General features: G+C 33.7%; 23 protein-coding genes. 3 read left to right on the forward strand and 20 right to left on the reverse strand.

What is annotated here, in order from left to right; all coding sequences use genetic code 11:
* Window positions 1–17: 17 nt before the first annotated feature.
* Window positions 18–731 (forward strand): ankyrin repeat domain-containing protein, encoded by a 714-nt coding sequence (locus SB689_RS04535; RefSeq protein ID WP_410690966.1) that lies wholly within the window; start codon window positions 18–20, stop codon window positions 729–731.
* 10 nt (window positions 732–741) lie between these two features.
* Window positions 742–1,524, forward strand: a complete 783-nt coding sequence (locus SB689_RS04540; RefSeq protein WP_410690967.1) for a hypothetical protein — start codon at window positions 742–744, stop codon at window positions 1,522–1,524.
* Between the two features lie 70 nt (window positions 1,525–1,594).
* On the opposite strand, the gene gcvP is transcribed toward SB689_RS04540, so the two are convergent.
* The gene (gene gcvP / locus SB689_RS04545) at window positions 1,595–4,453 is read right to left on the reverse strand and encodes an aminomethyl-transferring glycine dehydrogenase (protein WP_410690968.1); all 2,859 of its coding nucleotides are present in this window, start codon (window positions 4,451–4,453) and stop codon (window positions 1,595–1,597) included.
* 501 nt (window positions 4,454–4,954) lie between these two features.
* On the opposite strand from gcvP, the gene SB689_RS04550 reads away from it, so the two are divergent.
* On the forward strand, window positions 4,955–6,136 hold the full coding sequence (locus tag SB689_RS04550) for a DcaP family trimeric outer membrane transporter (protein ID WP_410690969.1): 1,182 nt from the start codon (window positions 4,955–4,957) through the stop codon (window positions 6,134–6,136).
* Window positions 6,137–6,394: 258 nt separating this feature from the next.
* Here the strand turns inward: SB689_RS04550 and SB689_RS04555 are convergent, their stop codons facing one another.
* The 19 genes from SB689_RS04555 to SB689_RS04645 all read right to left on the reverse strand — a co-directional run bounded on the left by SB689_RS04555 (window position 6,395) and on the right by SB689_RS04645 (window position 20,204).
* Entirely contained in the window at window positions 6,395–7,042 is a 648-nt protein-coding gene (locus tag SB689_RS04555; RefSeq protein WP_410690970.1) for a DnaJ domain-containing protein, read from the reverse strand.
* A gap of 553 nt (window positions 7,043–7,595) precedes the next feature.
* Window positions 7,596–7,868, reverse strand: coding sequence for a hypothetical protein (locus SB689_RS04560; RefSeq protein ID WP_410690971.1), 273 nt, complete (start codon window positions 7,866–7,868; stop codon window positions 7,596–7,598).
* Window positions 7,869–7,955: 87 nt separating this feature from the next.
* Entirely contained in the window at window positions 7,956–8,303 is a 348-nt protein-coding gene (locus tag SB689_RS04565; protein ID WP_410690972.1) for a hypothetical protein, read from the reverse strand.
* A 13-nt stretch (window positions 8,304–8,316) separates the two neighbouring features.
* Window positions 8,317–8,871 carry an RNA polymerase sigma factor gene (locus SB689_RS04570; RefSeq protein ID WP_228394307.1) on the reverse strand — a complete coding sequence of 185 codons (555 nt, stop codon included), beginning with the start codon at window positions 8,869–8,871 and terminating at the stop codon, window positions 8,317–8,319.
* Between the two features lie 296 nt (window positions 8,872–9,167).
* Entirely contained in the window at window positions 9,168–11,171 is a 2,004-nt protein-coding gene (locus SB689_RS04575; protein ID WP_410690974.1) for a prolyl oligopeptidase family serine peptidase, read from the reverse strand.
* 175 nt (window positions 11,172–11,346) lie between these two features.
* Complete coding sequence (locus SB689_RS04580; RefSeq protein WP_410690976.1) at window positions 11,347–11,805, reverse strand: hypothetical protein; 459 nt, start codon at window positions 11,803–11,805, stop codon at window positions 11,347–11,349.
* A 134-nt stretch (window positions 11,806–11,939) separates the two neighbouring features.
* Entirely contained in the window at window positions 11,940–12,389 is a 450-nt protein-coding gene (locus SB689_RS04585; protein ID WP_410690978.1) for an SRPBCC family protein, read from the reverse strand.
* A gap of 117 nt (window positions 12,390–12,506) precedes the next feature.
* Window positions 12,507–12,935, reverse strand: coding sequence for an SRPBCC domain-containing protein (locus tag SB689_RS04590; protein WP_410690980.1), 429 nt, complete (start codon window positions 12,933–12,935; stop codon window positions 12,507–12,509).
* Window positions 12,936–13,000: 65 nt separating this feature from the next.
* The gene (locus tag SB689_RS04595) at window positions 13,001–13,834 is read right to left on the reverse strand and encodes an SDR family oxidoreductase (protein ID WP_410690982.1); all 834 of its coding nucleotides are present in this window, start codon (window positions 13,832–13,834) and stop codon (window positions 13,001–13,003) included.
* A 49-nt stretch (window positions 13,835–13,883) separates the two neighbouring features.
* Entirely contained in the window at window positions 13,884–14,738 is an 855-nt protein-coding gene (locus SB689_RS04600; RefSeq protein WP_410690984.1) for a VOC family protein, read from the reverse strand.
* Between the two features lie 46 nt (window positions 14,739–14,784).
* Entirely contained in the window at window positions 14,785–15,651 is an 867-nt protein-coding gene (locus SB689_RS04605; protein WP_410690986.1) for a VOC family protein, read from the reverse strand.
* 124 nt (window positions 15,652–15,775) lie between these two features.
* Window positions 15,776–16,012, reverse strand: a complete 237-nt coding sequence (locus tag SB689_RS04610; protein ID WP_410690988.1) for a hypothetical protein — start codon at window positions 16,010–16,012, stop codon at window positions 15,776–15,778.
* Window positions 16,013–16,046: 34 nt separating this feature from the next.
* Complete coding sequence (locus SB689_RS04615; RefSeq protein ID WP_410690990.1) at window positions 16,047–16,460, reverse strand: SRPBCC family protein; 414 nt, start codon at window positions 16,458–16,460, stop codon at window positions 16,047–16,049.
* 78 nt (window positions 16,461–16,538) lie between these two features.
* Window positions 16,539–16,970: a VOC family protein gene (locus SB689_RS04620; RefSeq protein WP_410690991.1), complete on the reverse strand. Its 432-nt coding sequence runs from the start codon at window positions 16,968–16,970 to the stop codon at window positions 16,539–16,541.
* A 263-nt stretch (window positions 16,971–17,233) separates the two neighbouring features.
* Window positions 17,234–18,010 (reverse strand): alpha/beta fold hydrolase, encoded by a 777-nt coding sequence (locus SB689_RS04625; protein ID WP_410690992.1) that lies wholly within the window; start codon window positions 18,008–18,010, stop codon window positions 17,234–17,236.
* Between the two features lie 2 nt (window positions 18,011–18,012).
* Window positions 18,013–18,537: a DinB family protein gene (locus SB689_RS04630; protein ID WP_410690993.1), complete on the reverse strand. Its 525-nt coding sequence runs from the start codon at window positions 18,535–18,537 to the stop codon at window positions 18,013–18,015.
* A 140-nt stretch (window positions 18,538–18,677) separates the two neighbouring features.
* The gene (locus tag SB689_RS04635; protein WP_410690994.1) at window positions 18,678–19,085 is read right to left on the reverse strand and encodes a VOC family protein; all 408 of its coding nucleotides are present in this window, start codon (window positions 19,083–19,085) and stop codon (window positions 18,678–18,680) included.
* A gap of 39 nt (window positions 19,086–19,124) precedes the next feature.
* On the reverse strand, window positions 19,125–19,535 hold the full coding sequence (locus SB689_RS04640; RefSeq protein WP_410690995.1) for a VOC family protein: 411 nt from the start codon (window positions 19,533–19,535) through the stop codon (window positions 19,125–19,127).
* 78 nt (window positions 19,536–19,613) lie between these two features.
* Window positions 19,614–20,204: a Crp/Fnr family transcriptional regulator gene (locus SB689_RS04645; protein ID WP_066757414.1), complete on the reverse strand. Its 591-nt coding sequence runs from the start codon at window positions 20,202–20,204 to the stop codon at window positions 19,614–19,616.
* Window positions 20,205–20,227: the final 23 nt, after the last annotated feature.

A 20,227-nucleotide genomic window follows, 5' to 3' on the forward strand; every position in this document is an offset into this window, starting at 1 on the left:
CTAACAAAACTAAACCTATGAAAACTAAAAGTTTCTTCATTGCTTTATCATTATTTACATTTAGTTCCGTCTATTCACAAAAAATTTTTAATGTCATTAAGGATCAAGATGTTGAAAAAATAAATAAACTATTAGATAAAGGAGAAGATATTAATCAAAAATCAAAAGAAGGTATTACACCTTTATACTCTGCAGTGGGTACAGGCAACTTAAAAATAGTTGAACTTCTTATCAATAAAGGTGCTGATGTGAATTTACCTTTGGAGTCAACAGCAACACCGCTGAATCTTGCAGCTCAGGAAGGATATACAAAAATTGTTGAGTTACTTTTAAAAAATAATGCAAATCCAAATTTTCAGGATGTAAACGGATGGTCGGCTCTACGATTTGCTACAAGAAATAATAAGATGGAAGTTGTGAAACTTTTGGCAGAAAATAAGGCGATAGTCGATACAAAAGCAACCGATCTTGCAACACCATTTGCAAGTGCTATTGGAAAAGGTTATATAAATATTGCAGAATATCTTATCCAAAAAGGTGCAAATATTAACAATATTGATAAAGATAATGAAACTCCAATAATGTATTGTGCCCAAGGAGGAAATTTGGAAACCGTAAAATTCTTGCTCAAATTTAAGCCTGATTTAACAATTAAAAATAAAGAAGGTAAGACCGCTTTGGACATGGCGAAGGAGAAAAATCATATGGAAATAGTTAAACTTCTACAATAACTCCCGATCTATGAGAAATTATATCGCTTTATTCTTAATCTTCATCTCAATAATAACTTTAGGACAAAAAAACACTGAAAGAAAATTTGATCTAGAAATATTTGAATATTTAAACAAAATCACCGATCAGCAAGCTACATCACTAGAAGTTTATCTTATTAATTCCAAACCTTTTTCAAAATGGGATATGCGACCTTTAGTAGTAAAAGAAGTAAAGGCACTAGATTCCGTTTATTCTTCAAGTCAGATTCCTAATTTTATCTGGGGCTCTTTTTCAAACAAATATGGATTATCTCAAGAAGAAGGTATGGATAAGGCAAATAAATTTTTGGAGGAAGGCATTCAAAATCAGAACAAATTAAGTGATTATTTTAAGCTTAATAATAAAAATTTTAATGATTTATCTAATCTGATTCTAAAATCTTCTGACAAGATTTTTCTTAATCAAAAAACAATTCAAAGAGTTGATAATATATTTAAAGAAAATAATCTCTATTGGAGTTATATCATCCCCAAAGGTTCCCCTTATCCTATTTCGCCTGAAATTAAGATTGAGAATAATTTGAAATTTTCAAAACAACAAAATCAAATTTTAGCTATATTAAATGAGTTGAATATATACTCTGCAGTTAAAACTTCAAAAGGAATCTTTTACTTAGTAGATGGTTTTACGGATAATTCTTACGGCTTTTATTTTAATCCAAAAAATCAAATGGAAGAAGATCATTTATTATTTGAAATAATGAAATCAGATAAAATCATAGATAATTATTTTTATTATATTGCTAATTAATCATTAGGCAAAAAATAATAAAACCCTTCTCAATTCTGAAAAGGGTTTTATTTATATCTAAAACTTTTAATTACATATAAGCTTCAATCGGCTCACAAGTACAAACTAAGTTTCTGTCTCCGTAAGCTTCATCAACTCTTGAAACAGAAGCAAAGAATTTGTGATCTCTCACCCACTCTAGCGGATATGCTGCCTTTTCTCTGCTGTATGGTTTATCCCAAGAATCAGAGATAACCAGTTGTTCAGTGTGAGGAGCGTTTTTCAATACGTTGTTCGCCTGATCAGCTTCACCGTTAGCTATCTCATCAATTTCATGTTTGATAGCGATTAAAGCCTCTGCAAAACGGTCAATTTCAGACTTACTTTCAGATTCAGTCGGCTCAATCATCAATGTTCCTGCAACCGGGAAAGAAACTGTTGGAGCATGGAAACCATAATCCATCAATCTTTTCGCAACATCAGCAACTTCAATTCCTAACGTTTTGAACTGTCTGAAATCTACGATACACTCGTGCGCTACTCTACCTTCTGTATTTGAATATAAAATAGGGAAATGTTCAGCTAAAATTTCTTTTAAATAATTAGCATTTAAGATTGCGTGTTCAGTTGCTTTTTTCAATCCTGAAGTTCCTAACATCTTGATGTAAGCGTAAGAAATATTTAAGATCAATCCAGAACCGTAAGGCGCTGCAGAAATCCCTTCAATAGCATCTTTAGCTCCGATTCTGATGTTTGCGTTGGTAGGTAAGAAAGGAACCAAATGTTTAGCAACACAGATCGGACCAACTCCAGGACCTCCACCTCCGTGAGGAATTGCGAAAGTTTTGTGAAGATTTAAGTGACAAACGTCTGCTCCGATGTTTCCTGGACTTGTGAATCCAACCTGAGCGTTCATGTTAGCACCGTCCATATATACTTGTCCGCCATGTTGGTGAATCAAGCTTGTAATTTCTTTAATGTTTGCGTCAAAGAATCCGTAAGTTGACGGATACGTGATCATTACACAAGATAGGTTTTCAGAATGTTGTTCTGTTTTAGCTTTTAAGTCTTCGAAATCAATTTCTCCGCTTTCAAGATTTTTAACAACAACGATTTTCATTCCTGCCATTGCTGCAGAAGCCGGGTTTGTTCCGTGTGCAGACTGAGGAATTAATACTACATTTCTGTGACCTTCGCCTCTTGAAATGTGATATTCTCTGATTACCATTAATCCTGCATACTCACCCTGAGCTCCAGAGTTTGGCTGAAGAGAAGTTCCTGCGAAACCAGTGATTTCAGCTAAATCTTTCTCCAATTCTCTGATCATTTCCTGATAACCTCCAGCTTGATCTACCGGTACAAATGGGTGAACAGCTCCCCAGTTATCCCAAGAAAGTGGTAACATTTGAGTAGCAGCGTTCAGTTTCATTGTACAAGAACCTAGAGAAATCATTGAATGTGTTAATGATAAATCTTTTCTTTCCAAACGTTTGATGTAACGCATCAATTCCGTTTCAGTATGGTATTTGTTGAATACGCTTTCTGTAAGAATTTCGTCTTTTCTTAAATTCTCCTCAGGAATGCTGTATCCTTCTTTTATTTCTAATTTGAAAGTCTGCTTATCTTTAAACTGAGCGAAAGAAGCCATTAGAACATTTAATTTGTCCAATGTAGTACTTTCGTTGATAGCAACACTTACAACACCTTCTGTGAAATAGTTTAAGTTAAGTCTGTGATCAAGCATCATTCTCATTAACCTTCCTTTCTCATCTTCATTTAATAAGATTTTTACCGTATCAAAGATTGGCTCTTCAACAGCTTCATATCCTAATGCTTTAAGACCGTTTTTCAAAGCGTTTGCTTTAAAGTGGATCTGGTCAGCGATATAGTTTAATCCTTTCGGACCGTGATAAACAGCGTACATTCCAGCCATTACAGCTAAAAGAACCTGAGCAGTACAAATATTTGAAGTCGCTCTTTCTCTCTTAATATGCTGTTCTCTAGTCTGTAAAGCCATTCTCAATGCACGTTTTCCGTACATATCCTGAGAAACCCCGATAATTCTTCCCGGAATATCTCTTTTATAATCTTCCTTACAAGAGAAAAATGCTGCGTGAGGACCTCCATAACCTAATGGAATACCAAATCTCTGTGAAGTACCAACCGCACAGTCAGCTCCCATAGAAGCAGGTGATTTTAGTTTAACCAAAGCCATAGGATCACAAGCTACAACAACCTGTAAGTCTAATTTTTTGTATTCAACAATGTTTTCTGTGTAATCTAGAACAACACCATTTTTACCTGGATATTGTAATAAAACTCCGTAATAAGATTCGTCAAATTGGTGCGTTTTGTGGTCACCTTCAACGATCTCGATTGCTAAACCTTCAGCTTTAGTTTTTAAAACTGAAACTGTTTGAGGTAAAACAAGGTCGGAAACGAAGAATTTGTTGGCTCCTCCTTTTTTCTGATCTTTCGTTCTGTTATTAAAGAACATGTGCATTGCTTCTGCAGCAGCTGTAGATTCATCTAATAATGAAGCATTTGCCAATGCAAAACCTGTAAGATCGCATACAACAGTCTGATAGTTCAGCAAAGCCTCCAATCTACCCTGAGCGATCTCCGCCTGATAAGGTGTGTAAGCTGTGTACCAGCTCGGGTTTTCAAAAATATTCCTTTGAATAGCCGATGGCAACAATGTATTGTGATATCCAAAACCAATATAGCTTGTATAATCAGTATTCTTCGATGCCAATTCCTTAGAATGGATAAGCATTTCGTATTCTGAAAGCGGTTCTGAGATTTCAAGATCTTTTTCTAAACGGATAGAAGAAGGGATGGTTTGAGAAATTAACTCTTCGATACTTGAAACGCCAACTCTTTCCAACATCGCCTCTTTATCGGCTTCATTTAAGGAAATGTGACGGCTGACAAACTGTTCTGTATTCATTTTTTATATTAGATTTTGTTTGTAAAAAGATGGGTAAAATTACAATTTTTTACAGGATTGCACAACACTCTAAAATTATTGAAATAGCAAAGATTGATCTCTATCGTTTTTAAAACTAATGACTTTCGGATATTTTTTTGATTAAAATTCAATTTAGTTTTCATCTATCATTCTTATGGATTTTATTTTAAATTATTAATAATTCAATATTAATTTTTAAAAACAATTATTAATATCTAAAAAATATTTACTCAATATTTCATCAATTGGTAGATATTTTAAACAAAACTCTTTAAAAATTAATTTCGTAGTTTCGTTTTTTATCATTTAAAATATTACTAATCAAATAAATACAAAATAAAAAAGCAACAGTTAATTCAGTTGAAATTATTTTAAACAAACCAAAAAGATGTGAAAAATTTATTCTAAAAAATAGTAACCAATTAAAATTAAATAAAGATGAAAACATAAGTAAATAAGACAGCTTTTAAACACAAACAAATGAAAAAAACAACAAAAAGGCTTACGGCCTCATTGAGTATTATCCTAATATTCAACATCAAAACTCGTGCGCAAATCACACTTACAAAAAGTAAAGCCGAAGATCAAAACGAATGGGAATTGTATCTTAAAGGCTTTGTTCAGACAGATTACACTGTAGATTTTCAGGATATGAAATCGATAGAGGGTTTTGCAGCGCAGTCTATCACAGTTCCTCAACGTAATATTGCAAGCAGTAATTTCAGTGTAAAACAGTCGCAAATCGGATTGGGAATTAAACAAAGAAATCCCAAAGGCGACGATAATTTTTCTGCATATGTAGAAGTTGATCTGTATGGCCCCAACGGAACAACCGCTCCAAGATTCCGACAAGGCTACATCAAATGGAAAAAATGGATTGCCGGACAAACATGGAGTAACTTTTCCGATCCTGACATTTTTCCTAATATTTTTGATTTTATCGGCCCTGATGGATTACTATTCAACCGAAGAATGCAGGTTCGTTATTCTACCAAAATTTCGCCAAAAGAAAATCTGTCCTTCTCATTGGAAGATCCAAATACGCCAAGTATTTCATTACCAATAGATTCTTTAAACTGGAAAAAAAGAGCAGTTATTCCCACTTTTACGGCAATGTACCGTTATGGAGATGAGAAAGATTATGTAAAAATGGGAGCACTTATTTCTCCTATAAGTTATGATATAAGATATTCCTTAGATGATGCCTATCAAACCAAAACCATGATTGGCTGGGGTGCCATTATATCGGCAAGACGTTATATTAACGACCTGAACAGTTTCAGATTTCAAACTTCTTATGGAAGCGGATACGCAACCAATAACAGTGATCTGAATGGTGAAAAATATGATGCCGTGCCTAATCCCGCCAACAGAAATTTATTAGAAACTCTCCCACTTTTCAATGTTGTCGGAATGTACGAACATTGGTGGAATCCGGAATGGTCTTCGGTTGCTTATGTAAGTTATTCAAAAGTTGGTAATAAAGATTTTGTTCCAAAAGATCTGGCGAAGAACTTTCAGAATATCGGACTTAATCTGGTTTTTCAACCTCTAAAAAAACTGAGAATGGGTGTGGAAGGAAATTATGGAAGAGTAAGGAATTTTCAAGATCAAAAAGCTGAAGCATGGCGAATTCAGTCATCAATTGCGTTAAACTTTTAAAATAAACAGGACATTTTAAGCGGGATAAACTGTTATTAATCAGCACTTATATAATTTATGAAAATTTATTATCTATATTTATTCTAAATTAATATATTTGCAACATGAATATGATTGTCCCGTTTAAAGTTCCGGCTTTAACTCCAGCATTTGCTTTCAATAATGAAGATATGTTTTGCGAAAAGAAATCTTGTTGCAAAAAATTTAAGAAAGGAAAAAGATGTAAAAAGTGCCCTGGAAGAAAAAAAATGGCTTAGTTTAGCTAAAACTTTTTATTAAAAAATAGATAGCAACTGCTAATACTATTATCGCCCCAATTATTCTTATAATTTTGGGCTGACCATGACGATTCGTAACTGTTCTCGGTTGCGACTTGAATAAGTCTTCCGCTTTGTCTCTGAATTTTTCCGCATCATTTTCAAAAACTTCTGTGATCGTGATGGCCTGAACTACAGTTTTATGTAAAAGTGAATTCGTTACATGAAGCAAAAGCTGAAATTTACCATCTTTGAATTCAGTTATTTTAAAAATTCTTTCTCCGTAAGGTTTTTCTAATCCAAAAGGTAGAATTTTAACGACATCAGCATTGCTTGTCTGCCAATTGATAATAATCTCCTCTCCTTTTTTCGCATGAATTTTATTCGCTGTAAAAGTCTTAATTGCAGGCGGAATATTATATCTGAAACTTTTCTGATGACTTTCTAAATTCTGGTCATACGCATATCTCCTGCTTTTATCACTCAACGTTTCATAAGCTTCCTGAATTTCACGAAAACGATCCGAAAAGAAATCGTCGTTATCATTTTTATCCGGGTGGTATTTTATGGAGAGTTTTCTATACACTTTTTTGATGTCTTCTTCTGAAGCATCCTGTGAAATACCGAGAAAATAGTAGTAATCTTTCATGTACAGCTATGCAAAAATAAGGAATTTGTCATTGCGAGCAAAGCGAAGCAATCTCTTTTTAACGCGAAGGTCGCAAAGATTTTTTTGAAATGATTGAGGATATTTTTCGTTCGCAAAGGCGTTTCACTCAGCGAAGGTTGGAAGGTTACAATATCCATTTAGTGGAATCTAGTCTTATTTTTTTCGGAATTATTTTGTAAAATCTTTGGTGAGATTCCTGCGGAATAACAAACTTTGTGGTGATAGTGAAGGTTGAAAAGAACGGCAAATACCCTAGCCCCGATCGTAGCATTTGTTTGAGCTCATTTCCTGGGTTTCGGCGGCGGCTTTGCCGCCGCCGAAACCCAGGAAATAGCGAGTGCGGAGAGCGGGAAATAGCTTCTAAAAAAGAGAGAAGAAGGAAGAGGGAGGCTGGAAGTTTTACATGATTGAGAATATTTTTTGAGATTGCCAATTCGCTTCGCTCCTCGTGATTATATGAAAATATTTCGGCGCGGGAAGCTCTGCTTCCCGCGCCGAAATTAAACAATTTCAATTTAGTTACTTTCTATTATTATGCTTCCGCAATGTCTTCTTTTCTTTCAAATCTTCTGTGGTGGCATCTTGAAGCGAATTCTTTTTTGAATTTCCCTTTCAGTTCCTGATATTGTTCTTCATCCATTTCTCTGATCTTATCTGCAAGACCGAATGGAGATCTTTCCTTGATTCCGTATTCGTTAAAAATACCTTTTACAAATCTTTTTCTGTCTGCCATTTTTTTAGCAATTAATGCTACACCTACAACGGCTAATGCTCCTAGAGCTCCTTTTAACACTGAATTTTTCATTTTTTCAAAATTTTAAATTTTACTACTTCTTGTTTTTTATATAGACGAATAAGTTTCAATTTTACTTTACTACTTCTAAAATTTTTATTATTCGTTTGTTCTGTTATTTCGGTTAAAGAATCCGCCTGAGCATCTGTCTTTCCAAACTTCTTTGAATTTTTCTCTTTCTTCGGGAGATAAACTCATCATTCTGTCTCGCATCATTTTTTTCTCTTTAAAATCTCTCATTCCTTTTCCAAAATGGAAACCTCCGAAAAGTATTTTACTTAAGATCAAAATTCCCATTGCCTGCCAATAAGTAATCGATTTCACTCCTAAAATATCAGGAAGCAGACAATTCCAAAGAGACATGACGATCCATGTAACTCCCAGTAAGATTAATGGCGGACATAAGAATAAAAAAATCCAGCCTTTTTTGTGTTTATTATGATTCATAACTTTCTTTTTACTAACTATTTAAATCTTCGTATAATTTTCTCAATCTGTTTCTCAGATGCTTCACAGCATAGTTTTTTCGACTGATAATTGTTTTAATATTTTCGCCTTGTTCATCAGCTATTTCCTGAAGGGTTTTGTCGTTTAACTCATTTTCAACATAAACCAATCTTTGTTTTTCGGGAAGTTCATCCAACGCTTCAAAAAGTTTTTTCCAAATTTCATCCTGAAACATTTTCACTTCCGGTCCCGCACTTTCATCCAGCAAAAGAATATCTTTTATTGAAAAACTTCCGTCTTCATCTTCATATACAAAATCTTCAAGATTCTCGGTCTTCTTTTTACGGTATTTGTCCGTGATCTTATTGGCTGTTACTCTGTACAACCATCCACCAACATTTACAATCTCGGAAAGATTCGTAATGCTACTGAACTGATACCAAACCTCTTGCAAAATATCTTCCGCATCTTCCGTATTTTTCACTTTGGGACGAATGTAAGACATCAGCTTTCCTCCGTACTTTGAAACGGTTTGTGAGATGATACTTTCTTTCTCTTTTTGCGGCATTGTTATTTTTTCGACAATCTCCATATTGCTATGACGATCGATCTTTTTGTTTTACTTTAATAAATTTAAAATATTTTTTCTGAAATTTGGGTTTTCTTTTGTTTATCGGGGTTTTAATTATTTTTATTTTGTAGTCACTGAGTTTAAATAAACACTAATAACACAAATCTTTACACTAATGTCACAAATAATTCATCGTGTCATTTGTGAAAATCATTAGTGATATTCGTGTTTAAAACAAAAAACGGAAAGTAAAATTACCCTCCGTTTCTTTTAATTATAAAAATTTGAATGTCTTATTTATTAAAGTTTTCAGCAAAGAAACCTAACATCGATTGATATAATTCAATCCTGTTTTTTTCTTTTCCGAATCCGTGACCTTCATCGTATTTTACCATGTAGGGAACTTCAAAACCTTTGTTTCTTAATGCTTTTACAATTTGATCTGATTCATTGATGTTCACTCTTGGATCATTCGCTCCCTGAACAACAAATAGTGGTTTTTTGATCTTATCAATCTGAAAAACAGGTGAAACTTCTTTAGCTATTTTCGCTTCTTCAGGGTTATCAAGATCGTACCAGATTTGTTTTACCATTTCTTTGTAAGGCTTCCAGTATTCAGGAAATGAATCGAAGAATGTAAAAATATTTGAAACGCCAACATAATCAACTCCACAAGAATATAAATCCGGAGTTTTAATTAATCCCATCAAAGTAGCATAACCTCCGTGGCTTCCACCGTAAATGGCAACCTTATCTTTATCAACCCAACCTTGTTCAATCGCATATTTTACTCCGTCTTCCACGTCATCCATTGCTTTTCTACCGATTTGTTTGTATCCGGAATTTTGAAATTCTTTTCCATAACCTCCTGAAATTCTGAAATTAACCTGCAAAGTCGCATAACCTCTACTCGCAAACAATTGCGTCTCAGGATTGAACCCCCAACTATCTCTGATTCCTTGCGGACCACCGTGAGGATTTACAATCAAAGGAACTTTTTTGCCCTCCACCGCAGCTTTTGGCAATGTGATGTAGCCATGGATTGTCAAGCCGTCTCTGCTTTTGAATTCAATTGGTCTCATTTCAGCCATATCCTCTTCTTTTAATTGAGGCATCAGGTCGAGAAGGAGTTTTACATTTTTTGTTTTAGTATCGTATTCGTAATATTTTCCGTATAATTTATCGCTGTCAACAACCACTAACAGCTTAGAATCATTATCATCAGAAGAAACTACATAAAATTGCTTGTCTCCAAATTCAGATTTTAATTTAGCATCAACTTCTTTATAAAAATTGCTTACAGGAATCGTTTCATTTTTAATTCCGTTATAACTGATATAATCAAGCTCGTAATTTCTGTTTTTTCCTGCAACACTAACTGAACTTACATCAAATGTAGGATTAGAATAAACTTCTTTAATTACTGTATTTTTCTTTAAATCATACAGAACAATTCTCGATTTATCACTATCCAAATTCGTTACAACATACGCCTCGTCTTTGTTTTTCGAATTATCATTAAATCTCATGATACTGAATGTATCTTTCCAATCTATTGATTTAAGAAGATTAAATTTACCTGTCTGCAGATCTTTATAATAGGTTTTTGTTGTCAAACCGTTTTCAAGAACAGTATACCCTCTTAAATTTCCTTCTTTATCAAAAAGATAATCGTCAATCGGGTTTTTAGGATCTTTATTCTCAAATAATTGAGTCATTTCTCCTGTAACGAAATTGATTTTAAATGGTTCAAAAATCTGCTTATTGTTTTTATTCATCGTAACAACAGCGAAATCAGTGTCCTTTATAATGTTTGCAGAACCAATTTTCACCCCATCAAAAGGGGTAAGATCTTTAAGGTTTTTACCGTCTACATCGGCAGCGTATAAATGAAGGTTTTCATTTCCGCCTTTATCCTGAGTATAAAACAGTCGTTTTTTGTTTAGCCAGCCATAACTTTTAATCAAGTCATCTTTTTCTTCAAGAGCTTTGGTAACTTTTCCTGTTTTTAAATCTTTTACATAAACATGATTTTTCATGTCTTTATCTTTTTCCTTATAAGAAAGGTATTGTCCGTCCGGCGAAAGTTTAAATTGAGAAGCTTTTGGCCTTGCAAAATAATCTTCAACTTTATATTTAAAATTCCCTTTATCATAAGAGATAAGTTTGTCTAAAGTACCCTTGGAAGAGACTAATGTAGGATCGCCCGGCAGCTTTGCCGATGTACTTTGTGCATTGATCATAATCGCAGATATTACAATGTGAGCGGTGGTTAAAATTTTAGAATTCAGATTCATAACTCATATTTTGATTTGGTTTTGGAATTTTAATTCACTTCAATTAAAAAATTGATGCTTCTTTATAAGACATTTAAATAGGGTAAAATGTTACAAACAATTCGCTATTTTGTGAAAATAAATAAAAAAACGGAAAGCAAACTGCAATCCGTCCATTTATACTGATTTTTAAATTTTAATGTAAATAAATCCCGAAATACCAAGTCCAGGCGATTAAAATAATCTGCATCGGAAGTCTTTCTTTATAAAGATAATTCATTCCGGGACCTGAATAATCTCCTTTGAAAAGGTTCACTTTTTTCTGTGATGAATTAATATTCGCCAAGAAAACTAAAACCAAGAAAATTATTAATAAAATTGCGGTTATTTCTCGAATCGACGGAATCATTAATCCAATTCCGGCCGCGATTTCAATAATTCCGGTAAAATAAACCAAAAACATTTTTGCAGGAATAAAATCTGGGATCATCATCGCCATTCCTTTTTGAAATTTAAAATGAGCAAATCCCGTGAAAATAATGAAAACTGCCATTCCCAAGTTTCCTGAAAATAAGAAATTCCAATCTCCCTGATAGAGTTTTGTTCCTATCAAAGCTAGAATGAACGTCGCGAAAAGGATTGTTAATAGTTTCATGTTTTTTTATTTTGATTCCCACAGATTACACAGATTTGCACAGATGGTTGCGCATATTTCTTTAATTGTATAAATGTAACGCAAACATCTGTGCAAATTCGTGTAATCTGTGTAAGAAACTATTTAATTCATAATTAATTGCCTTCAGCAAGATTCTTCACAATTTCCAAACCTTTTATAAAACCGTTGTTGATGTGATCCTGCCACTCTTTTTCAATTTGAACTTCTGCATGAAGTTTTGTTTTACCATCAAAATCAATGAGAATATATTTTTCAAAACAGCCGCTCCATTGCTTGACTTCCATACTTTCGGTGTCTTCTACTCCGTTTTTGTCAACCATTCCTAAATGCTTAAAAACAATCTGATTAGGTTCTTCTAAACTGTCGATTGTAGAAACCATACCTTCATTATTCATGTCCAGAAAATAGGTTTTCCCTCCTACTTTCCAATCAGATTTCATTTGAGATTGAGAATTAGGATTGAAAAATTGTGTCCACTGACCATAAGTTTCCGGGTTCCAAAGAACGTCCCAAACTTTTTGTTTCGGGGCATTGATTACTGTTTCGTATGATAATGTTTCCATATTTTTGATTTTTGTGATTTGATTTTGATTAAACACTAATGACACGGATTTTTAAACACGAATAACACAAATATAGCATTCAATTATTTGTGCTATTTGTGAAATTTATGTTTAAAACTAAAGTTGATTCTCCGAAAGATTTTTCACAATTCCCAAAGCTTTTGGAAATTTATCTTCAAAAAATCCTTTAAATTCTGTAGGTGTCTGAATTTCACTTTTCAATTTTGTCCCATCTTCATTTTCTTCTAAAATATAAGCTTCTGTTGCTTCTCCCCAATCTTTTGGGACTTCAATTCCATCATAAATTTCTCCAAGATGTAAGAATTTCATTTCTTGATGAGGGATATTTTTTTCAACCTGACTGTACATTCCGTTGTTATTCGGATCAAAAAATTTCACGATACTTCCCTCTTCTAAAGTTCCCTGATAAAATGAGCCTTCGGTAAAAGCTGTCGTCCATTGTCTGTAGGTGATTTCGCTCCAAAGTACGTCCCATACTTTTTCGGGTGATGCATTTATTTCAATTTCAAATGATAATTTTTCCATTATTTTAAGCTATTTCATTTATTTTTTTAATTATACAAAATACCGTCTTACTTTCTGAATTAATTTTATCCTCCCACAAAATCTCCACCATTAATATGAATAATCTCTCCAGTAATAAAACTTGAATCTTCCGAGGCCAAAAAAACATAAGCTGGAGCCACTTCTGAGGGCTGACCTGCTCTTTTCAATGGATTATCTTTTCCAAAAGTTGATAAATCATCGAAAGTTTCTTTTACCAAAGGCGTCCAAATCGGGCCTGGAGCAACTCCATTAACCAGAATTTTTTTCTCTGCAAGATTCGTTGCCAATGATCGTATGAAAGTAGCAATAGCGCCTTTCGTAGCCGAATAATCAATCAAATGATCACTTCCACGATATGCTGTAACAGAGGTTGTACAGATGATTCTTCCCCCACTTTTCATTAATGATAAAAAATCTCTGGTTAAGGCAATCATCGAAATAATATTCACATTAAAAGTTTCCTGAATCTGTTCGTCAGAAATCTTTTCAATACTATTTTCGGGAAATTGAATTCCGGCATTATTAACCAGAATATCGAGAGTTTTCCAATCTTTTTTAATCTTCTCTAAACATTTGGTCTTGAATGCTTTTTTAGCAATATCACCTTTAAGTAAGATACACTTTCCTCCTTCTTTTTCTACCAGTTTTTGAGTTTCCTTGGCATCTTTGTCGCTTTCTTTATAAATAATCGCAACATCTGCTCCTTCTCGTGCAAAATGAACTGCAACTGCCTGCCCGATTCCACTGTCACCTCCAGAAATTATCGCTTTTTTGTTAAGAAGTTTTTTACTTCCTAAATAGTTCTCACGAATAATTTCAGGAAATAGCCCATCTTTAGGGACTTTTGATTTAGATCTTGACTTGTTCTGTGTCTTCATAAGCAAATCTTTTCCCTAAACAATATCAAACAACAAGCCGAAAAAAAGTTTAAGAATTATAAGCTTCTTCTATATCTTTTAGAATAATTTTCTTCATCTTCATCATCTCCTGCATAACTTTCTGAGCTTTTTCTTTATCTGGATCGTTGATTAGTTGAATCAGTCTTTTCGGAGTAATCTGCCAACTGAAACCGTATTTATCTTTCAACCATCCGCATACGCTTTCTTCACCTCCATCTGCTGTAAGATCATTCCAAAAATAATCTGTTTCTTCCTGATCATCGGTCATCACAACCAAAGAATATCCTTCGTTGAAATCAAATTTATGGTCATAAGAAGAATCCATACAGGCTAAAGTGTAGTCATTAATGACAAAATGAGCGTGCTGAATATTTTCAGGATTTTCATTCGCTGAACCTCCATCTTTATACTTTAAAATACCTTCAATCTTGGAGTTTGGGAAAACTTTGGCGTAAAATTCCATGGCCTCCATTGCTTTTCCATTGTTTTTATTTACGAACATCAACGTTGGAATTATTTTTTGCTCAATAGCTTTTTCACGTAATATCATTTGCCACGAAACGCCATATTTATCACTAATCCAGCCATATTTTTCGCTCCATGGATAAGAATTTAAATCCATCAGAACCGTTCCGCCATCCATTAACTGATCCCAATACTTCTGAACCTCATCTTCAGATTCACAATTAACCAGGAAAGAAACTGATGCGTTTTTTTCAACTTTAGGACCATTTAGAAGCATTAATTTTTGTCCGAAAATATCAAGATCAACAACAAATTCTGTTTCCACAAGAATTTTTGCATCAAATACTTTACAATAAAAATCGGCTGCTTTTTTTGCGTCTTTCTCGTAGAGAAAACATGGAAAAATATTATTATTCATGATCTTAAATTTTATGTTTCACGTTAAATAATAAATCAAAATATCTTTAAGAATTATAAGCTTCTTCCAAATCTTTAATGATAATTTTCTGCATTCTCATCATAGCTTGAACTACTTTTTGAGCTTTAGCCTGATCAGGATCGCTCATCAATTGGATCAACTTTTTTGGAACAATCTGCCAGCTAAAACCATACTTATCTTTCAACCAACCGCACATACTTTCTCTACCTCCATCAGACGTCAACGTATTCCAGTATTTATCTGTTTGTTCCTGATCATCGGTCATTACAACCATTGAAATTCCTTCATTGAAATCGAATTGATGATCGTAAGAATTATCCATACAGAAGAAACTATAACCATCAATTTCAAAATGAGCGTGTTGAATATTTTTCGCAGGTTCCGGACTCGGGTGACCTTCGCTCCCATCTCCATATCTTAGAATATTTCCAATTTTAGAGTTTGGGAAAGTATTTGTATATAGTTCCATGGCTTCCTCCGCTTTTCCATTATTTTCATGAATAAACATTAAAGTCGGAATAATTTTCTCTTCAGCTTGTTTTTCACCTAAAAATATCTGCCAGGTAACATCATATTTATCTTTAAGCCAACCATATTTTTTGCTCCATGAATAGGAATCTAAAGCCATCAAAGCTATTCCACCATCCATTAACTGATCCCAGTATTTTTGAACTTCATCTTCCGTTTCACAGATCACCATGAACGAGACTGAAGCATTTTTCTTAAACTGAGGACCACCGTTCAAAAGCATTATTTTTTGACCAAAAAGATCAATATTCATCACAACAGGAGTGTCTGCTGTAATCTTTCCTCCAAATATATTACAGTAAAATTCTGCTGATTCTTTTGCGTCTCCGTCATACCAAAGGCATGGGAAAATATCGTTGTTCATATAGTTTTAAATTTAGGGTTGATTTTAAGAAAACACAAATAACACAAATCATTTACACCAATTTTTACTATTCATTATATTGAATTATTTGTGAAAAAATTAGCGTTATTAGTGTTTAAAATATTCAGTTTTTAAAAGAAACATGATTTTCTTTCATATAAATTTTAAGTTTTTCCATCGCATTTTTTCCGAAACCATGCAATTGCATAATTTCTTTTTCAGAATAATCTGATAGTTTTTCTAAAGAATTTATTTTCTCTTTTTCCAAAGCTCTTCTTGCGGGCATTGCAATAATACCTCGTAAAAAATCTCCTTCCACAACATGATTAACCATACAAATAGAGCTTAAACATTTCGCCATTATTATCAAGTTTATCATGATGCTCAAAAGTTATTTAATTGTTTTCAACATATTTGTGAAAATTATTCAGGATAGCATACCAGCCGTCTCTTTGCATTTCCACAGAGTTTTGCTTTTCAGGTTCGAAGTTTATCTTAACTTTCGTTGTATTTTCATCAATTTTATCAAAAACGATGTCTACATTTCGTCCATCTTCCAAATGGTATTTTATTCTCTCATTTGGAATTACTTCATCATAAATTCCTTCAAAATCAAACCCAAAACTTCCGTCTTTTGCTTCCATTCTGCTTTTGAATTTTCCACCAACTCTTAAATCATTTTCAGCACTTGGGCATTGCCAAGATTCGTGAGCAAAATTCCATTTGGTGATATGTTTTGGACCGTTATAATAATCCCAAACCTTCTGAACAGGTTCTAAAATCGTAATATCAATCTTAATAGGTTCCATAAATTGTATTTTTTAATGATGTATTGAAAGGGCGGCTAAAGTTTAGCAGCCCTTTTGTAATTTAGTTTAAATATAAGATTATTTTGTGTATTCTGCATTATAGTTCACCATCCAATGAACACCGAATTTATCCTGAAAGCTGCCAAAATAGTCTCCCCAAAACTGATCTTCAATTGGCATTTCTACATTTCCGCCTTCTGAAAGTCCTTTGAAAAGTCTGTCAGCTTCCTCTTTAGATTCAGGGAAAATTGACACATAATTATTGTTTCCAACATTCAGTTTTTGTCCAAAACTTGGAACAATGTCCGATGCCATCAACAAATCTCCACCAACCGGAAGCGCGATGTGCATTACTCTGTTCTTTTCTTCGTCTGATAAATTTTCAGTTCCGGGAGCGTTTCCCATTTTATGAATTTCACCTAGAAATTCTCCACCGAAAACAGATTTGTAAAAAGTGAAAGCTTCTTCTGCTTTCCCATCAAAATTTAAATACGGATTTAATTTAGCCATGATATTTTATTTTTTAAAGTTGTTTTTTGTTTTTATTTAAACACAAATCATCACTAATATTTTTCACGAATAACACTAATAAGGATTTGTGAAAATTGTGCAAAGAATTTGTGTTTTTAGTGTTTTATTTTAACGCAAAGAGCGCAACGATTTTTTTAATGATTGAGAATATTTTTCGTTCGCAAGGGCGTTTCACTCAGCGAAGACTGAACGTATAGTTTGTCATTCTGACGAAGGAAGAATCTATTTTAACCTTAAATGAATTATTGATTTAAAAATCTCTCAACTTCATAAGCTGTAAAATCAATTAAATTCTTGTCAATATTTCCTCCAAAATCAGCCATCATATAAGAACCGTGGGTTGCGGGAAGAATCATTAATTGAGAACCTTTTACCAAACGCCACATTTCAACGATATGTTCTGGTTTCATTACATCTTTATCACCAGAAATAAATAAGGTCAGAGATTTTATACCTTTTAAAATATCTTCGCTCCAGTCTTCGAAAGTATGCATTCTTTTGCTGTCTTTATCGAACATATTTTCGAGCGCTGAAAAGTCTGGATTTAAGTTTAGAAAATTAATTTTCAAAGGTTCAGGCATTGATTCCAAAGTTGCTTCCATCATTCCTTCAAAAAAACCGTTCATCATTCCACTTCTCTTGTAAAATGCAGAAGCAACGGTCAATTTATCAACGAGTTCAGGATAAAGATGAGCAATCTGCATAACGGTATTTCCGCCATTGCTGAAACCCCAAAATGATGCTTTTTCTATATTTAATTCTTTCAAAAGAGCAGCAACATCATGAGCATCCTGTTCGAAAGTTTCGGGAATATCGCGATGTTCGGACATTCCGTGGTTTTGAAGATCAATTCCAATTAATTGAAACTTGTTTTCTAATCTTGTGATAACTTCTTTATAATCAAATAAAATCGAACCACCTCCGCCATGAATCAGTACCAAAGGTTTTCCGGAACCGTAGATTTCGTAATACATCTTGATTCCGTTAACTTGCTTGTGACCTTTTTCAACCGGATTCATTGTTAATATTTTAAATCTTTATCAAAATCATATTTCATTCCTTCATAACCAAGGATTCTTCGCATTAATCCGATTTGTCCGGAAAGATAATCTTCACGACCGATGCACATTCCAACGAAATTCAGAACGGTTTCAGGGAAAAAATCGATGCTCATTCCCATTGGAAATGCTTTGTCGAGTTCTTCATCTGTTGCTTCCAATAATTTTTGATAAACAAGTGGAGAAATTTTATGAAAAGCATCTTTCAATTGCTGTAAAGACGGATAATTTAAACTTTCATCCAACGCTTTCCCCTGAAAGAAAAAGTCTTTGAATTCGAATTCTTCCTGAAGTCCAAGTACAGATCCCAAAGCGTAACGCATATCAAGAAAGTTCCCGACCATCCAAATAATATGGTTTGTCCTTCCTTCAATTCTTTTTAATGCATCTTCTTCTGAAATTCCGTCAAGAACCATTAGAAAACTTTGGCTGTGGCCTCGAAATGCGGGGATGATGATGTCTAATTTTTTTGATTTTGGTGTGTCCATTGTGTTTGATTTTTTTTCTCCCACGGATTTCACAGATTTATACGGATGATTGTGTTTATTTGTGAAAAAAATTGTGGTTTGGGTTTAGGTTTTTCTCTCGCAGATTTTGCGGATCTGCGAGAAATATTTGAATTATAAGATTACTCCTTTGGCATTTGAGAAGGATCTGAAAACATGACATTCCAGCCATGTCCATTGATATCCCAGAAAGAATTGTGATACATCCAGCCGTAATCCTGTGGTTCTTCGTGTTGATACGCTCCGTTTTCGACAGCCGTATTTACTAATTGGTCAACTTCTTCACGGCTGTCTAGCCCAATAGCAATCAAAACCTGAGTTGTATCACCTTTTGGAACCGGTCTTTCTGAAAAAGTCTGGAAATGTTCTTCCGTTAAAAACATGACATAAGTATTGTCATTCATTATCACGCAAACTGCTCTCTCATCTGTAATTTGTTCGTTGATTGAGAATCCAAGCTTTGTCCAGAATTCTTTCGTTTTTTGAATATCCTTAACTGGAAGGTTAACGTAAATTTGATTAATTTTCATTTTGTAATTTTTTAAGGTTTTGTTTTAATTTTAGAAATTTTATTCTGTCGGAAGCTTAGACATATCAGCAAACATTATTTCCCATTGATGTCCGTTTAAATCTGAAAAAGCACTTTGATACATCCAACCGTGATCTCTCGGTTCGCTGTATATAGACCCTCCGTTTTCAACAGCTGTTTTTACCATATTATCAACTTCTTCACGGCTATTTACCCCGATTGCAAGGAGCGTTTGAGTTGTTTCTTCGTTTGCAATAGATCTGTCTGTAAATGTTTGAAAAAATTCTTCCTTTAAAAACATGGTGTAAATATGATCGGTTTTCATTATTACGCAAATTGCCTTTTCATCTGAAAATTGTTCGTTGATCGAAAAACCTAATTTCGTCCAAAATTCTCTCGTTTTCTGAATATCTTTAACCGGAAGATTGACATAAATTTGATTGATTTCCATTTTGTAATTTTTTTAGTGTTAAACTTTTAACCAAAATTACCAACTCGTTACGAAAATCAACTTGCCATAAGACAAGATTTAAATTTTCTTTGGATGTGAAACAATTTCTTTGCGAATTCTGCTTAACGAAGTATCTGTAACTCCCAGATAGGAAGCAATTTGCTTCAAAGGGGCAAATTGTACAACCTGAGGTTTCTGCTCTAAAAGATTAAGGTAACGCTTTGTTGCGGAAAGCGTAAACATCTCGACAGAGCGTTGCTTATAAATGAAAAGTTGTTGTGACATCCAGGCTCTTCCCCATTCTCTGAGGTTGGGAATTTTATGGAATAATTCCTGAAAAGTATTAAAATCGAATTTCCAACATTCGCAATCTGTAATGCAGACAATATTCTCCTGTGTCGGAATTCTTTGAAAAAGTGAAGAAACTTCAATAATGATCTCATTTTCTGCAAAAAAATGCGTCGTTACATCATTTCCATTAAAATCATTGACAAACGAACGAGCCAAACCTTTCTCCAAAATATAATATTCGTTGGCGGTTTTTCCTTCTTCAAGAATAATATCTCCTTTCTGGAAAACTACTTTTTCATGAGCCAGAAATATTTCTTCAAGCTCCTCGGATAAGAAAAATGGGAAATCATAGCAGATTTCTAAGGCTTTGTTTGTCATCAAGTCAATGTTTTTTAAGGTTT

The sequence above is a fragment of the Chryseobacterium sp. SIMBA_038 genome (assembly GCF_046535115.1).
Classification (GTDB): Bacteria; Bacteroidota; Bacteroidia; order Flavobacteriales; family Weeksellaceae; genus Chryseobacterium.

Coding starts and splice junctions, on each gene's coding strand:
- SB689_RS04535 (WP_410690966.1), top strand. CDS start 18: ATGAAAACTAAAAGTTTCTTCATTGCTTTATCATTATTTACATTTAGT.
- SB689_RS04540 (WP_410690967.1), top strand. CDS start 742: ATGAGAAATTATATCGCTTTATTCTTAATCTTCATCTCAATAATAACT.
- gcvP (WP_410690968.1), bottom strand. CDS start 4,453: ATGAATACAGAACAGTTTGTCAGCCGTCACATTTCCTTAAATGAAGCC.
- SB689_RS04550 (WP_410690969.1), top strand. CDS start 4,955: ATGAAAAAAACAACAAAAAGGCTTACGGCCTCATTGAGTATTATCCTA.
- SB689_RS04555 (WP_410690970.1), bottom strand. CDS start 7,042: ATGAAAGATTACTACTATTTTCTCGGTATTTCACAGGATGCTTCAGAA.
- SB689_RS04560 (WP_410690971.1), bottom strand. CDS start 7,868: ATGAAAAATTCAGTGTTAAAAGGAGCTCTAGGAGCATTAGCCGTTGTA.
- SB689_RS04565 (WP_410690972.1), bottom strand. CDS start 8,303: ATGAATCATAATAAACACAAAAAAGGCTGGATTTTTTTATTCTTATGT.
- SB689_RS04570 (WP_228394307.1), bottom strand. CDS start 8,871: ATGCCGCAAAAAGAGAAAGAAAGTATCATCTCACAAACCGTTTCAAAG.
- SB689_RS04575 (WP_410690974.1), bottom strand. CDS start 11,171: ATGAATCTGAATTCTAAAATTTTAACCACCGCTCACATTGTAATATCT.
- SB689_RS04580 (WP_410690976.1), bottom strand. CDS start 11,805: ATGAAACTATTAACAATCCTTTTCGCGACGTTCATTCTAGCTTTGATA.
- SB689_RS04585 (WP_410690978.1), bottom strand. CDS start 12,389: ATGGAAACATTATCATACGAAACAGTAATCAATGCCCCGAAACAAAAA.
- SB689_RS04590 (WP_410690980.1), bottom strand. CDS start 12,935: ATGGAAAAATTATCATTTGAAATTGAAATAAATGCATCACCCGAAAAA.
- SB689_RS04595 (WP_410690982.1), bottom strand. CDS start 13,834: ATGAAGACACAGAACAAGTCAAGATCTAAATCAAAAGTCCCTAAAGAT.
- SB689_RS04600 (WP_410690984.1), bottom strand. CDS start 14,738: ATGAATAATAATATTTTTCCATGTTTTCTCTACGAGAAAGACGCAAAA.
- SB689_RS04605 (WP_410690986.1), bottom strand. CDS start 15,651: ATGAACAACGATATTTTCCCATGCCTTTGGTATGACGGAGACGCAAAA.
- SB689_RS04610 (WP_410690988.1), bottom strand. CDS start 16,012: ATGGCGAAATGTTTAAGCTCTATTTGTATGGTTAATCATGTTGTGGAA.
- SB689_RS04615 (WP_410690990.1), bottom strand. CDS start 16,460: ATGGAACCTATTAAGATTGATATTACGATTTTAGAACCTGTTCAGAAG.
- SB689_RS04620 (WP_410690991.1), bottom strand. CDS start 16,970: ATGGCTAAATTAAATCCGTATTTAAATTTTGATGGGAAAGCAGAAGAA.
- SB689_RS04625 (WP_410690992.1), bottom strand. CDS start 18,010: ATGAATCCGGTTGAAAAAGGTCACAAGCAAGTTAACGGAATCAAGATG.
- SB689_RS04630 (WP_410690993.1), bottom strand. CDS start 18,537: ATGGACACACCAAAATCAAAAAAATTAGACATCATCATCCCCGCATTT.
- SB689_RS04635 (WP_410690994.1), bottom strand. CDS start 19,085: ATGAAAATTAATCAAATTTACGTTAACCTTCCAGTTAAGGATATTCAA.
- SB689_RS04640 (WP_410690995.1), bottom strand. CDS start 19,535: ATGGAAATCAATCAAATTTATGTCAATCTTCCGGTTAAAGATATTCAG.
- SB689_RS04645 (WP_066757414.1), bottom strand. CDS start 20,204: ATGACAAACAAAGCCTTAGAAATCTGCTATGATTTCCCATTTTTCTTA.